General features: G+C 63.1%; 11 protein-coding genes. 9 read left to right on the forward strand and 2 right to left on the reverse strand.

Translation table 11 applies throughout. The annotated features are described in order from the left end of the window. Positions 1-3 precede the first annotated feature (3 nt). Positions 4-708: a bifunctional 2-polyprenyl-6-hydroxyphenol methylase/3-demethylubiquinol 3-O-methyltransferase UbiG gene (gene ubiG / locus SOM28_RS22890; protein ID WP_123070614.1), complete on the reverse strand. Its 705-nt coding sequence runs from the start codon at positions 706-708 to the stop codon at positions 4-6. 208 nt (positions 709-916) lie between these two features. After that, positions 917-1,624 carry an outer membrane protein OmpA gene (gene ompA / locus SOM28_RS22895; protein WP_123068044.1) on the reverse strand — a complete coding sequence of 236 codons (708 nt, stop codon included), beginning with the start codon at positions 1,622-1,624 and terminating at the stop codon, positions 917-919. Between the two features lie 388 nt (positions 1,625-2,012). Here ompA and gyrA point away from each other — a divergent pair, with 388 nt between their 5' ends. The 9 genes from gyrA (at position 2,013) to rpsA (ending at position 13,571) form a co-directional block, all read left to right on the forward strand. Next, positions 2,013-4,628 carry a DNA gyrase subunit A gene (gyrA, locus tag SOM28_RS22900; RefSeq protein WP_320469557.1) on the forward strand — a complete coding sequence of 872 codons (2,616 nt, stop codon included), beginning with the start codon at positions 2,013-2,015 and terminating at the stop codon, positions 4,626-4,628. Positions 4,629-4,709: 81 nt separating this feature from the next. Continuing rightward, positions 4,710-5,261: a DUF2059 domain-containing protein gene (locus tag SOM28_RS22905; RefSeq protein WP_320469558.1), complete on the forward strand. Its 552-nt coding sequence runs from the start codon at positions 4,710-4,712 to the stop codon at positions 5,259-5,261. An 18-nt stretch (positions 5,262-5,279) separates the two neighbouring features. After that, positions 5,280-6,365 (forward strand): 3-phosphoserine/phosphohydroxythreonine transaminase, encoded by a 1,086-nt coding sequence (gene serC, locus SOM28_RS22910; protein WP_320469559.1) that lies wholly within the window; start codon positions 5,280-5,282, stop codon positions 6,363-6,365. A 75-nt stretch (positions 6,366-6,440) separates the two neighbouring features. Next, positions 6,441-7,511, forward strand: a complete 1,071-nt coding sequence (gene pheA / locus SOM28_RS22915; RefSeq protein ID WP_123068049.1) for a prephenate dehydratase — start codon at positions 6,441-6,443, stop codon at positions 7,509-7,511. A 21-nt stretch (positions 7,512-7,532) separates the two neighbouring features. Next, positions 7,533-8,636: a histidinol-phosphate transaminase gene (gene hisC / locus SOM28_RS22920; RefSeq protein WP_320469560.1), complete on the forward strand. Its 1,104-nt coding sequence runs from the start codon at positions 7,533-7,535 to the stop codon at positions 8,634-8,636. After that, positions 8,637-9,545 carry a prephenate dehydrogenase gene (locus SOM28_RS22925; RefSeq protein WP_320469561.1) on the forward strand — a complete coding sequence of 303 codons (909 nt, stop codon included), beginning with the start codon at positions 8,637-8,639 and terminating at the stop codon, positions 9,543-9,545. Then, on the forward strand, positions 9,542-10,873 hold the full coding sequence (gene aroA, locus SOM28_RS22930) for a 3-phosphoshikimate 1-carboxyvinyltransferase (protein ID WP_123068052.1): 1,332 nt from the start codon (positions 9,542-9,544) through the stop codon (positions 10,871-10,873). Before SOM28_RS22925 ends, aroA begins: the two co-directional genes overlap by 4 nt. An 18-nt stretch (positions 10,874-10,891) precedes the next feature. After that, a complete protein-coding gene (cmk, locus tag SOM28_RS22935; protein ID WP_123068053.1) occupies positions 10,892-11,554 on the forward strand; it encodes a (d)CMP kinase in 663 nt (220 codons plus the stop codon). Positions 11,555-11,867: 313 nt separating this feature from the next. Beyond that, positions 11,868-13,571: a 30S ribosomal protein S1 gene (gene rpsA / locus SOM28_RS22940; RefSeq protein WP_123068054.1), complete on the forward strand. Its 1,704-nt coding sequence runs from the start codon at positions 11,868-11,870 to the stop codon at positions 13,569-13,571. Positions 13,572-13,596 lie beyond the last annotated feature (25 nt).

Raw genomic sequence — 13,596 nt, forward strand, 5'->3', positions numbered from 1 at the left:
CGTTCAGAGCGGTTTGCTGCACGCCACCATGTAGTTCACATCGGTGTCGTTGTTCAGCGAATAGATCTTGGTCAGCGGGTTATAGGTCAAGCCCTTCAGGCCGTCGACCTGCAGGCCGGCCTGGCGCACGAATTGCGCCAGCTCGGCCGGCGTGATGAACTTGCCGTAGTCGTGGGTCCCGCGCGGCAGCATGCGTAGCACGTACTCGGCGCCGATCACGGCGAACAGGTAGGACTTCGGATTGCGGTTCAGGGTCGAGAAGAACAGGTGGCCGCCCGGTTTCACCAGCTTGGCGGCGGCGCGCACGATCGAGGCCGGGTCGGGCACGTGCTCCAGCATTTCCATGCAGGTGACGACGTCGAACTGGCCGGCTTCCTGTTCGGCCATCTCTTCGGCCGCGATGTGCTTGTAGCGCACCTCCACGCCCGATTCCAGGCTGTGCAGGTCGGCGACCTTGAGCGCCTTCTGGGACAGGTCGATACCGGTCACCTTGGCGCCCTTGCGCGCCATCGATTCGGACAGCACGCCGCCGCCGCAACCGATGTCGATCACGTTCTTGCCGGCCAGCGGCGCGCGTGCGTTGATCCACTCGAGGCGCAAGGGGTTGATTTCGTGCAGCGGACGGAATTCGGAGGTCGGGTCCCACCAGCGGTGGGCCAGTTCGCTGAACTTCTGGATTTCTAATGGGTCTGCGTTTGTCGTCGTCATGGCTCGAATAATAGCGGAAATCGATCTCCGCCGGCAGGCGAAGGTCGTCCCCGCGCAGGCGGGGATCCAAGTGTACTTGTCTCCGGCGCAAAAACGTCGTCCCCGCGAAGGCGGGGACCCAAGTACTGCATGCGCTATCGAAACGCTTGCAAACTTGGGTCCCCGCCTGCGCGGGGACGACGTGCTTACGACAGTGGCTTGGAGCCGATTACTTGTTGACGGTACGGGTACCGACGACTTCGATTTCCACGCGACGGTTCTGTGCGCGGCCTTCGGCGGTCTTGTTGTCCGCTTTCGGCTGGCTTTCGCCCTTGCCTTCGGTGTAGATGCGGGTGTCTTCGATGCCTTTGCCTTTCAGGTAGGCCTTGACGGCTTCGGCGCGGCGGATCGACAGCTTCTGGTTGTAGGCATCGGTGCCGATCGAGTCGGTGTGGCCGACGGCGATGATGACTTCCAGGTTCATGTCGCCCAGCTTGGCGCTCAGCTCATCCAGCGAGGACTTGCCGGCTGGCTTCAGGATCGCCTTGTCGAAGTCGAAGAAGGCGTCGGCCGAGTAGCTGACTTTTTCCGAGGTCGGCACTGGTGCGGCCACGACTGGCGCAGGTGCTGGAGCAGGCGCCGGCGCTGCTGGTGGCGGCGGAGCAACGCACTTGCCGTTTTCAAGTTTCTCTGGCTCGACGCACAGCGGTGCGTCGCAACCTGGGACCGCATCGGCCGGGGTCCAGTAGCCAGTGCGCCAGCACAGGCCGAAAGGATTGCGCGCGATCACGCCGCGAGCGTCCTGCACATAGGCGCTGTACGGGGTACGGGCCTGGATGTCGGTGGTCAGTGGCGCGTAAGGTGGGGCGCTTTGGGCGGAGGCGACGCCCGCAATCGCGGCCGACGCTGCGAGCAGAACAGTGATCAGTTTCTTCATATTCTTTTCCTTTCGGTTAATTCCGTAGCGATTCAAACGGGCTCCCATGTGTGGTCATAAGATTAACACGGCGGCCGCACCGTCTGTTTCGTATTGTGAAACAAGCAATTGACTTCCTGTCCATTTTGCCACATGCACCAAAATCGCACGACTGCACCCAAATCAAACATCAAGCATTAATTGCTTGACGTTGTTTCGCCGCAACATTTTCTCAAGCGGAGCGGGCTGGGGACGACAATGCTGGAAATTTGGTGTGCATTCCATCGTCCCGCCCGTGATTTCCAGCATCCAGAGTGGACCGGTCGGAATTGAGCATCTGCTATCTGTCGCATGGTAGAATCGTCCGTTGCAACTTATAACCATCGCCTGAAAGCAGTCGACCCGCCCAATGGATCAATTCGCAAAAGAAACAGTCCCGATTTCCCTCGAAGAAGAGATGCGCAAGAGCTACCTCGATTACGCGATGAGCGTGATCGTGGGCCGTGCGCTGCCGGACGTACGCGACGGCCTGAAGCCGGTGCACCGCCGTGTGCTCTACGCGATGCACGAGATGAACAACGTGTGGAATCGTCCCTACCTCAAGTGCGCGCGCGTCGTCGGCGACACGATGGGTAAATTCCACCCGCACGGCGACTCGTCGATCTACGACACCCTGGTCCGCATGGCCCAGGACTTCTCGCTGCGCTACACCCTGGTCGATGGTCAGGGCAACTTCGGCTCGATCGACGGCGACAGCGCCGCGGCGATGCGTTACACCGAGTGCCGCCTCGACAAGATCGCCGGAGAGATCCTGGCCGACATCGACAAGGACACCGTCGACTTCCAGCCGAACTACGACGGTAAAGAGAAGGAACCGACGGTCCTGCCGACCCGCATCCCGAACCTCTTGATCAACGGTTCGTCCGGCATCGCGGTCGGCATGGCGACCAATATTCCGCCGCACAATCTGTCCGAAGTGATTGCCGGCGCGATGCACGTGCTGCACAACCCGGACTGCACCATCGACGAGCTGATCGAGCTGATCCCGGCGCCGGACTTCCCGACCGCCGGCATCATCTATGGCGTCTCGGGCGTGCGCGACGGTTACCGCACCGGCCGCGGCCGCGTGGTGATGCGCGCCAAGACCCACTTCGAGGAAGTGGGCCGCGACGGTAATCGCACCGCGATCATCATCGATGAGCTGCCATACCAGGTAAACAAGAAATCGCTGCTCGAGCGCATCGCCGAAAACGTGCGCGACAAGAAGCTTGAAGGCATTTCCGACATCCGCGATGAGTCCGATAAATCGGGCATGCGCGTGGTGATCGAGCTCAAGCGCGGTGAAGTGCCTGAGGTCGTGCTGAACAATCTGTACAAGCAGACCCAGCTGCAAGACACCTTCGGCATGAATATGGTGGCGCTGGTCAATGGCCAGCCTAAGCTGCTGAACCTCAAGCAGATGCTCGAGTGCTTCCTGTCGCACCGCCGCGAAGTGGTCACCCGCCGCACCGTATTCGAACTGCGCAAGGCGCGCGACCGCGGCCACATGCTGGAAGGCCTGGCCGTCGCGCTGGCGAACATCGACGACTTCATCGCCATCATCAAGGCCGCTCCAACCCCGCCGGTCGCCAAGCTCGAGCTGATGGAGCGCAGCTGGGATTCGTCCCTGGTGCGCGAGATGCTCAATCGCACCGAACTGGGCGAGTCCGGCGGCATCGCCGCCTTCCGTCCGGAGCACCTGCCGAAGCACTACGGCATGCAGCAGAGCGGCCTGTACAAGCTGTCGGACGAGCAGGCGCAAGAGATCCTGCAGATGCGTCTGCAGCGCCTGACCGGCCTGGAGCAGGACAAGATCGTCAACGAGTACAAAGAGGTGATGGCCCACATCGCCGACCTGCTCGACATCCTGTCCAAGCCTGAGCGTGTCACCACGATCATCGTCGACGAAATGACCGCCATCAAGGCCGAGTACGCCGACAATGGCAAGGACACCCGCCGTTCGAGCATCGAGCACAACGCCAGCGACCTCGAGACCGAAGACCTGATCACCCCGCAGGACATGGTGGTGACCCTGTCGCACGCGGGCTATATGAAAGCGCAGCCGATCTCCGAATACCGCGCCCAGAAGCGTGGCGGCCGCGGCAAGCAGGCGACGGCGACCAAGGACGAAGACTGGATCGACCAGCTGTTCATCGCCAATACCCACGACTACATGCTGTGCTTCAGCAATCGTGGCCGGATGTACTGGCTCAAGGTGTGGGAAGTGCCGCAAGGCTCGCGCAACTCGCGCGGCAAGCCGATCGTCAATATGTTCCCGCTGCAGGACAACGAGAAGATCACCGTCGTGCTGCCGCTGCAGGGCGAGAACCGCACCTTCCCAGAAGATCACTACGTCTTCATGTCGACCTCGCTGGGCACCGTCAAGAAGACCCCGCTGCGCGACTTTTCCAATCCACGCAAGGCCGGCATCATCGCGGTCGACCTGGATGAGGGCGACGTGCTGGTCGGCGCCGCGCTCACCGACGGCAAGCACGACGTGATGCTGTTCTCCGACGGCGGCAAGGCCGTGCGCTTCGACGAGAACGACGTGCGTCCGATGGGCCGTACCGCGCGCGGCGTGCGCGGCATGAACCTCGAAGAAGGCCAGCAGGTCATCGCGCTGCTGGTGGCCGAGAGCGAAGAGCAGACCGTCCTCACCGCCACCGAGAACGGCTTCGGCAAGCGTACCCCGATCACGGAGTACACCCGCCACGGCCGCGGCACCAAGGGCATGATCGCGATCCAGACCAGCGAGCGTAACGGCAAAGTGGTGGCCGCGACCCTGGTCGAGCCAAGCGACGAGATCATGCTGATCACGACCGGCGGCGTGCTGATTCGCACCCGCGTCTCCGAGATCCGCGAGATGGGTCGCGCGACCCAGGGCGTGACCCTGATCGCGGTCGAGGATGGCACCAAGCTGTCCGGCCTGCAGCGCATCGTCGAGACCGACCTCGAAGAAGTCGAGCTCGAACCGGCGCCGGAATAATGGCGCCCGGGTGCAAATGCTGATCCAGCGTTTGCACCCTTCGTTCAATTCGATGGGCGTCTGCGCCCGCTTGGAAAGCCAATGAAAAAAATCCTTCTCGCCGTGACCTGTGCCGCCGTCTTCGCCGGCGCCCCTGCGTTCGCCCTGGCGCAAGGCGCTGCCCCTAACGCCCAGGAAACTGCCGCCGTCAAGGAATTGATGGACGCGATGGACGTGCGCAAGATGATGACCGCCTCGTTCAACGAGATGGAAAAGGCGCTGCCGCAGATGATGCGCGCCCAGGTCACGGCGGTGATCAATGCCGATCCGACCGCCAGCGACGAGAAGAAGAAGGCTGCGCTGGAGAAGATCGAACAGGTCTTGCCGGGCGCCGCCGAGGCGGTCAACCGCATGTTCCGCGATCCGGCGCTGATCGACGAGATGATGGCCGAGATCGGGCCGCTGTATGCCCGCAACTATTCGGTGGCCGAACTGAAACAGCTGAGCGCCTTCTACCGCACCCCGCTGGGCCAGAAGATGCTGGCCCTGAGCCCGCGTCTCGCCGCCGAAAGCATGGCGGTCGGCCAGAAGATCGTCGCGCCGCGCCTGAACGGCCTGATGCTGGAAGTGATGCAGAACGCCCAGGCTAAATAACATCTTGGAAAGGACCGCATGACCCACGTCTTCAATTTCTCGGCCGGCCCCGCCGTCCTTCCGAAAGAAGTGCTGCTGCAGGCAGCGAGCGAGATGCTCGACTGGCATGGCAGCGGCATGTCGGTGATGGAGATGAGCCATCGCGGTCCAGAATTTTCCAGCATCCACCGCCAGGCGCTCGATGACCTGCGTGAGCTGCTGGACGTGCCGGCCAACTATAAAATCCTGTTCCAGCAGGGCGGGGGGCTTGGGCAGAACGCCATCGTTCCCCTCAACCTGGCCGGCCGCCGCAACGAACCGGTGATCGACTTCGTCCACACCGGTTCGTGGTCGGGCAAGTCGATCAAGGAAGCGGCGCGCTATGCGCGCGTCAACGTCGCCGCATCGAGCGAGGCCGAAGGGTTTGCCCGCGTCCCGGCGCGCGATGCCTGGAAGCTGTCGCAGGACGCGGCCTATCTGCACATCTGCACCAACGAGACCATCGACGGCGTCGAATACCCCGACGCGCCGCAGATCGATCCAGATGTGCCGATCGTGGCCGACATGTCCTCGCACATCCTGTCGCGCAAGATCGACGTCTCGAAATATGGCGTGATCTTCGCCGGCGCCCAGAAGAATATCGGCCCGGCCGGCCTGACCCTGGTGATCGTGCGCGAAGACCTGCTCGACTACGCGTCGCCGCAGTGCCCGTCGGCCTTCAACTGGAAGACCTGCGCCGAGCACGATTCGCTGTACAACACGCCGCCGACCTATTCGATCTATATCGCCGGGTTGGTGTTCGCCTGGCTCAAGGCCAATGGCGGCGTGGCCGCCATGGAGGCGCGTAATATCGAGAAGGCGAAGCTGCTGTATGAAGCGCTCGACCGCGACGATTTTTACGCCAACCGCGTGGCGCCGGAATTCCGATCGCGCATGAACGTGCCGTTCTACCTGCGCGACGAATCGCTGAACCAGTTATTCCTGACCGGCGCACAAGCGCGCGGTCTGCTGCAACTGAAGGGCCACAAGTCCGTCGGCGGCATGCGGGCATCGATCTACAACGCGATGCCGATCGAGGGCGTACAGGCCCTCGTCGATTATTTGAACGAGTTCGCCGGTCGTTGAGACCCGCCCCGGCATGCCGGGGCATTCAGGCGTGCAGCAGCGGTCAGGCGAACCAATCGACCACACAGCATAACGATGACAGACAAACTCAAACCCCTGCGCGAACGCATCGATGCGATCGACGCGCAAATCCTCTCGCTGTTGAGCGAGCGCGGCAAGGTCGCGCAAGAGGTCGGCCACGTCAAGGCCGAAACCAACGCCCCCGTATTCCGTCCCGAGCGCGAAGCGCAAGTGCTGCGCGGCGTGGCCGACCGCAATCCCGGTCCGCTCAAGGACAAGGACGTGCAAACCATCTTCCGCGAGATCATGTCGTCCTGCCGCGCGCTCGAGAAGCGCGTGACGGTCGCCTATCTGGGGCCGAGCGGCACCTTCAGCGAGCAGGCCGTGTTCCAGCAGTTCGGCACGGCCATTCACACGCTGCCTTGCGTGTCGATCGACGAGGTGTTCCGCGCCACCGAGGCCGGCACCGCCGATTTCGGCGTGGTCCCGGTCGAGAACTCGTCGGAAGGCGCGATCAACCGCTCGCTCGACCTGCTGCTGGCCACCACCACCATCATCAGCGGCGAGGTATCGATCGCCGTGCACCACAGCCTGATGACCAAGACCGGTTCGATGGACGGCGTCAAAGTCGTCTGCGCGCATTCGCAGGCGCTGGCCCAGTGCCAGGTCTGGCTCAACCTGCACCACCCCGACGTCGAGCGCCGCGCCGTGGCCTCGAACGCCGAGGCGGCGGTGCTGGCGAGCCAGGATCCGACGGTCGCCGCGATCGCCAGCGAAATGGCGGGCGAGCAGTACCAGCTGGGCGTGGTGCAAGCCCACATCCAGGACGATCCGCACAACCGCACCCGCTTCCTGGTGATCGGCCAGCTGCAGACCGGCCCGTCGGGCAAGGACCGCACCGGCATCGTGCTGGCCGTGCCGAACAAGGCCGGCGCCGTCTACAACCTGCTGGCGCCACTCGAAAAGCATGGCGTCTCGATGACCCGCTTCGAATCGCGCCCGGCGCGCATCGGCACCTGGGAGTACTACTTCTACGTCGATATCGAGGGCCATGTGCATGACGCCGCGGTCGCACGCGCGCTCGCGGAACTCAAGGACAACGCCGCCTTCTTCAAGGTGCTGGGCTCCTACCCGCAAAGCCTTTAATTAAAGATAGAGAGAGACACCATGTCGAAATTCGGTCCCGAATACGTCCGCGCCATCGCCCCTTACCAGGCCGGAAAACCCATCGCCGAAGTCGCCCGCGAGTTCGGTCTCGACGAAGCGACCATCGTCAAGCTGGCCTCCAACGAGAATCCTTTCGGCCTGCCGGAATCGAGCCGCGCCGCGATGCTCGAAGCCGCCGCCGATCTCGGCCGCTACCCGGACGCCAACGGCTTCGAGCTCAAGACCGCGCTGTCGCAGCGCTACGACGTGCCGCTCGAGTGGATCACCCTCGGCAACGGCAGCAACGACATCCTGGAGATCGCCGCACACGCCTTCGTGCAAAAGGGCGAGGCGGTGGTCTATTCGCAGTATTCGTTCGCGGTGTACGCACTGGCCACGCAGGGCGTGGGCGGACGCGCCATCGTGGTCCCGAGCGTGGACTACGGCCACGACCTGGATGCGATGGCCGCCGCGATCGATGCGGACACGCGCCTGGTCTACGTCGCCAACCCGAACAACCCGACCGGCACCTTCATTCCGGCCGAGCAAGTCGAAGCCTTCCTGCAGAAGGTGCCGGCCAACGTGGTCGTGGTGCTGGACGAAGCCTATAACGAATACCTGGCGCCGGAGCACCAGTTCGAGTCGAGCGCCTGGGTGCGCAAATACCCGAACCTGATCGTCTCGCGCACCTTCTCCAAGGCCTATGGTCTGGCCGGCCTGCGCGTGGGCTTCGCCATCGCCCAACCGGAAGTGACGGACCTGATGAACCGCATCCGCCAGCCGTTCAACGTCAACTCGCTGGCGCAGGCCGCCGCGATCGCGGCGCTGAACGACAAGCCATTCCTGGAAAAGGGCGCCAAGAACAACGCCGAGGGCTACAAGCAGATGATCGCCGCCTTCGAGGAGCTGAAGCTCGAGTACGTGCCGTCGTTCGGCAACTTCGTGCTGGTCAAGGTCGGCAATGACGACCAGGCCGGCGCGCGCGTGAACACGGCGCTCCTGAAGCAGGGCGTGATCGTGCGTCCGGTCGGCGCCTACGGCCTGCCGCAGTGGCTGCGCATCTCGATCGGCCTGCCCGAAGAGAATGCAGCCTTCATCGCAGCCCTCAAGAAATCCCTCAGCTGAATGCTCGCTAAAGTCGTTATCGTCGGCGTTGGCCTGATCGGCGGTTCGTTCGCGCTGGCGCTCAAGCGCGCCGGCCAGGTGAGCGAGGTGGTCGGCATCGGCCGCCACCCGGAAGCGCTGGCGCGCGCGCTGGAGCTGGGCATCGTCGACCGCATCACCGAGGATCATGCCGACGCGCTGCGCGGCGCTGACCTGGTGCTGCTGGCCGCACCGGTGGCCCAGACCGGCCCGATTCTCGAAGCGCTGCTGCCGCACCTCGAGCCGCGGACGATCGTGACCGACGCCGGCAGCACCAAGTGCGACGTGGTCGCGGCCGCCCGTGCGGTGCTGGGCGACCGGGTGCACCAGTTCGTGCCGGGCCACCCGATCGCGGGCAGCGAATCGAACGGCCCCGACGCCGCACTGGCCGGCCTGTACCAGGGCAAGAAATGCGTGCTGACGCCGCTGCCTGAGAATGCGGCGCACGACGTCGAGAAAGTCGCCGGCGCCTGGCGCGCCTGCGGCGCCGTGATCCACACGCTCAGCCCGGACGACCATGACCGCGTGTTCGCCGCCGTCAGCCATCTGCCGCACCTGCTGGCCTATGCGCTGGTGGACGACATCGCCGCCAAGCCGCATGCCGACCTGCTGTTCCAGTACGCCGCCAGCGGTTTCCGCGACTTCACGCGCATCGCCGGTTCGTCGCCCGAGATGTGGCGCGACATCAGCCTGGCCAACCGCGCCGCGCTGCTTACCGAGCTGGATGCATATCTGGCACAATTGACGTCGATGCGGGCCATGCTTGCGGCCGCGGACGGCGTCGGCTTGCAAGGAATCTACGCGACCGCCCAGCGCGCCCGCCGCGAATGGCAAGAAGCCATCGAAGCCGGCTCGCTCGAACGGCGTTCGCCCAATCAGGAAAATACATGACGCAGCAAAAACACTACCCGCAGCATATCGACCTCGAGCCCGTGCTGCATGCGCAGGGCACGGTGCGGCTGCCGGGTTCCAAGTCCATCTCGAACCGCACGCTGCTGCTGGCGGCGCTGTCCGAGGGTACGACCACGATCCACGACCTGCTGGCCTCGGACGACACCATGGTGATGCTGGGCGCGCTGCGCTCGCTGGGCATCCAGTGGGACGAAGTCGACGAGCGCACCGTGGTCGTGCACGGCAATGGCGGCGAGCTGCCGAACCATGAAGCCGACCTGTTCATGGGTAATGCCGGCACCGCGATCCGTCCGCTGACTGCCGCCCTGGCCGTGATCGGCGGCGATTACACGCTGCATGGCGTCTCGCGCATGCACGAGCGTCCGATCGGCGACCTGGTCGACGCGCTGAACGAAGTCGGCGCCCAGATCGAGTACACGGGCGAGCAGGGCTTCCCGCCGCTGCGCATCCGCCGCGGCCGCGTCAATCCGCAGCGCATCGCCGTGCGCGGCAATGTGTCGAGCCAGTTCCTGACCGCGCTCCTGATGTCGGCGCCGCTGATGGCCAAGACCCATCCGGTGGCGATCGACGTCGTCGGCGAACTCATTTCGAAACCCTATATCGAGATAACCCTGAACCTGATGCGCCGCTTCGGCGTCGAGGTCGAGCAGAATGGCTGGTCCTCGTTCACCGTGCATCCGGGCCAGCGCTATCAAAGTCCCGGCACCATCCACGTCGAGGGTGACGCGTCGTCGGCATCCTACTTCCTGGCAGCTGGCGCGATCGCCGGCGGTCCGGTGCGGGTGGAAGGCGTGGGCGAACACAGCATCCAGGGCGACGTGCGCTTCGCCGATGCGCTCGAGCGCATGGGCGCCATTATTACCCGCGGCGACAACTGGATCGAAGCGAGGTCGAACGGCGTGCTGAAAGCCATCGATGCCGATTTCAACCACATCCCGGATGCGGCGATGACGATCGCGGTGGCGGCGTTGTATGCCGACGGCCCGAGCACGCTGCGCAATATCGCCAGCTGGCGCGTGAAGGAAACCGACCGCCTGGCGGCGATGGCCACCGAGCTGCGCAAGGTCGGCGCCGAGGTGGAGGAGGGGCCGGACTACATCCGCATCACCCCGCCGGAAGAACTCAAGCCGGCCACGATCGACACCTACGACGACCACCGCATGGCGATGTGCTTCTCGCTCGCTTCGCTGGACGGCAAGGCGCGCCGCGGCAACGCGATGCGCATCAACGATCCGAAATGCGTCGCCAAGACCTTCCCCGATTATTTTGAAGCGTTCGCGGGCATCGCGCGCGACGAGCTGTTCTAACCGATTGCCAGGATCCGCATGCCGAATTCGAACGTACCAGTCATCACCATCGACGGCCCCACCGCATCCGGCAAGGGGACGGTCGCCAGCCGGGTCGCCGAGCGCCTCAGTTTTCATTTGCTCGACTCGGGCGCGCTGTACCGCCTGACGGCGCTGCAGGCGCTGCGGCGCGAGGTCGAGCTGCGCGACGAGCACGCGATTGCCAAGCTGGCCGAACACCTGCCGGCGCGCTTCCAGGGCGAGCATATCTATCTGGCGCAGGAGGATGTGACGCACGCGATCCGGGCCGAGGAGGTGGGCAATATGGCGTCGAAGATCGCCGCGCTGCCGACCGTGCGCCAGGCGCTGTTCGGGCTGCAGCTGGGCTTTCGCCAGACGCCGGGCCTGGTAGCCGACGGACGCGATATGGGCACCGTGATCTTCCCCACCGCCAAGCTGAAGGTGTTCTTGACCGCAAGTGTTGAGGCCCGTGCGCAACGCAGGTATAAGCAATTGATTGACAAAGGGTTTTCTGCTAATATGAACGACCTCCTGGCAGATTTGCAGGCGAGAGACGAGCGCGACACCAATCGCGCGGTCGCCCCTCTAGCCCCGGCAAGCGATGCGCATCTGCTGGACACGTCCGAAATGGGCGTGGATCAGGCAGTGGAACAGGTCATGGCCTGGTATTCGCAAAAGTAGCCCGGCAAAAGTAATCAAGAAGAGTTTTTAAAGACTTTGAATGGCGTTTCGATGCTTTCGGCGTAAGCCGTTGGCGTCAAAACGTCATTCCCGCGCAGGCGGGAATCCCAGTTCGATGCATACCGTTGGCTCGAGTCATCGCCGTGGTGTGCAGGCAAACTTGGGTCCCCGCCTTCGCGGGGACGACGGTCTCCGGGCCGGCGTCCTTTGGTGCTTGCAACAGATTTTTTACCGTTGCAGGCGTGTTTTAACCCTAACCCAGTTCAGTCCGCATATTGTCGGCCTGCTGGTTAACATGAAATATCCCACTTTTATGTCTACTGCAACTCAAGATACCGGTATGGAAAGCTTCGCAGCCCTCTTCGAGGAATCGCTGCAACGTCAAGACATGCGTTCGGGCGAAGTCATCTCGGCTGAAGTCGTGCGCCTGGATCACAACTTCGTGATCGTCAACGCAGGTCTGAAATCGGAAGCCTTCATCCCGGTCGAAGAATTCAAGAACGACCAGGGCGAACTGGAAGTTCAAATCGGCGATTTCGTTTCCGTGGCTATCGAGTCGCTGGAAAACGGCTTCGGCGACACCATCCTGTCGCGCGACAAAGCCAAGCGTCTGGCTTCGTGGCTGGCACTGGAAAAAGCGATGGAATCGGGCGAAATCGTCACCGGTACCGTCAACGGTAAAGTCAAAGGCGGCCTGACCGTCCTGACCAACGGCATCCGCGCCTTCCTGCCGGGTTCGCTGGTTGACACCCGTCCAGTCAAGGACACCACCCCATTCGAAGGCAAGACCCTCGAATTCAAGGTCATCAAGCTGGACCGCAAGCGCAACAACGTCGTGCTGTCGCGTCGCGCCGTCATCGAAGCATCGATGGGCGAAGAGCGCGCGAAGCTGATGGAAACCCTGAAAGAAGGCACCGTGGTTACCGGCGTCGTCAAGAACATCACCGACTACGGTGCGTTCGTTGACCTGGGCGGCATCGACGGCCTGCTGCACATCACCGACCTGGCATGGCGTCGCGTGCGTCACCCGTCGGAAGTCCTGTCGGTTGGCCAAGAGATCACCGCTAAAGTCCTGAAATACGATCAAGAGAAGAACCGTGTTTCGCTGGGCGTGAAGCAACTGGGCGATGACCCATGGACCGGTCTGTCGCGTCGTTACCCACAAGGCACCCGCCTGTTCGGTAAAGTCACCAACCTCACCGACTACGGCGCGTTCGTCGAAGTGGAACAAGGCATCGAAGGCCTGGTCCACGTGTCGGAAATGGACTGGACCAACAAGAACGTGGCGCCAAACAAGGTTGTCCAGCTGGGCGACGAAGTGGAAGTCATGGTTCTGGAGATCGACGAAGAGCGTCGCCGTATCTCGCTGGGCATGAAGCAGTGCAAAGCGAACCCATGGGACGACTTCGGCATGACCCACAAGAAGGGCGACAAGGTCAAGGGTTCGATCAAGTCGATCACCGACTTCGGCGTCTTCATCGGCCTGCCAGGCAATATCGATGGCCTGGTCCACCTGTCGGACCTGTCGTGGACCGAAGCCGGCGAAGAAGCCGTGCGTCGCTTCAAGAAGGGCGACGAGCTGGAAGCAGTCGTCCTGGCAATCGACGTCGAGCGCGAGCGTGTTTCGCTGGGCGTGAAGCAGCTGGAAGGCGACCCGTTCAACAACTTCGCTTCGCTGAACGACAAGGGCACCCTGGTCACCGGCACCGTGAAATCGGTTGAGCCAAAAGGCGCCGTGATCGCTCTGAGCGAAGAAGTCGAAGGCTACCTGCGCGCTTCGGAAATCGCACGCGACCGCGTGGAAGATGCCGGCACCCACCTGAAAGTGGGCGACAGCGTCGAAGCCCTGGTCATCAACATCGATCGCAAGGCTCGCAGCATCCAGCTGTCGATCAAGGCGAAAGACAATGTTGACACCCAGGAAGCAATGAGCAAACTGGCCAACGACAACAGCGCAGCTTCGGGCACCACCAGCCTGGGCGCACTGCTCAAAGCCAAGTTCGACAACAAAAACTAATCAGGCTAACCCCTGACTGGAGCGG

It is taken from the genome of Massilia sp. CFBP9026 (assembly GCF_034045165.1).
In the GTDB taxonomy this organism is placed as follows: domain Bacteria; phylum Pseudomonadota; class Gammaproteobacteria; order Burkholderiales; family Burkholderiaceae_D; genus Telluria; species Telluria arenae.

Coding starts and splice junctions, on each gene's coding strand:
- ubiG (WP_123070614.1), bottom strand. CDS start 708: ATGACGACGACAAACGCAGACCCATTAGAAATCCAGAAGTTCAGCGAA.
- ompA (WP_123068044.1), bottom strand. CDS start 1,624: ATGAAGAAACTGATCACTGTTCTGCTCGCAGCGTCGGCCGCGATTGCG.
- gyrA (WP_320469557.1), top strand. CDS start 2,013: ATGGATCAATTCGCAAAAGAAACAGTCCCGATTTCCCTCGAAGAAGAG.
- SOM28_RS22905 (WP_320469558.1), top strand. CDS start 4,710: ATGAAAAAAATCCTTCTCGCCGTGACCTGTGCCGCCGTCTTCGCCGGC.
- serC (WP_320469559.1), top strand. CDS start 5,280: ATGACCCACGTCTTCAATTTCTCGGCCGGCCCCGCCGTCCTTCCGAAA.
- pheA (WP_123068049.1), top strand. CDS start 6,441: ATGACAGACAAACTCAAACCCCTGCGCGAACGCATCGATGCGATCGAC.
- hisC (WP_320469560.1), top strand. CDS start 7,533: ATGTCGAAATTCGGTCCCGAATACGTCCGCGCCATCGCCCCTTACCAG.
- SOM28_RS22925 (WP_320469561.1), top strand. CDS start 8,637: ATGCTCGCTAAAGTCGTTATCGTCGGCGTTGGCCTGATCGGCGGTTCG.
- aroA (WP_123068052.1), top strand. CDS start 9,542: ATGACGCAGCAAAAACACTACCCGCAGCATATCGACCTCGAGCCCGTG.
- cmk (WP_123068053.1), top strand. CDS start 10,892: ATGCCGAATTCGAACGTACCAGTCATCACCATCGACGGCCCCACCGCA.
- rpsA (WP_123068054.1), top strand. CDS start 11,868: ATGTCTACTGCAACTCAAGATACCGGTATGGAAAGCTTCGCAGCCCTC.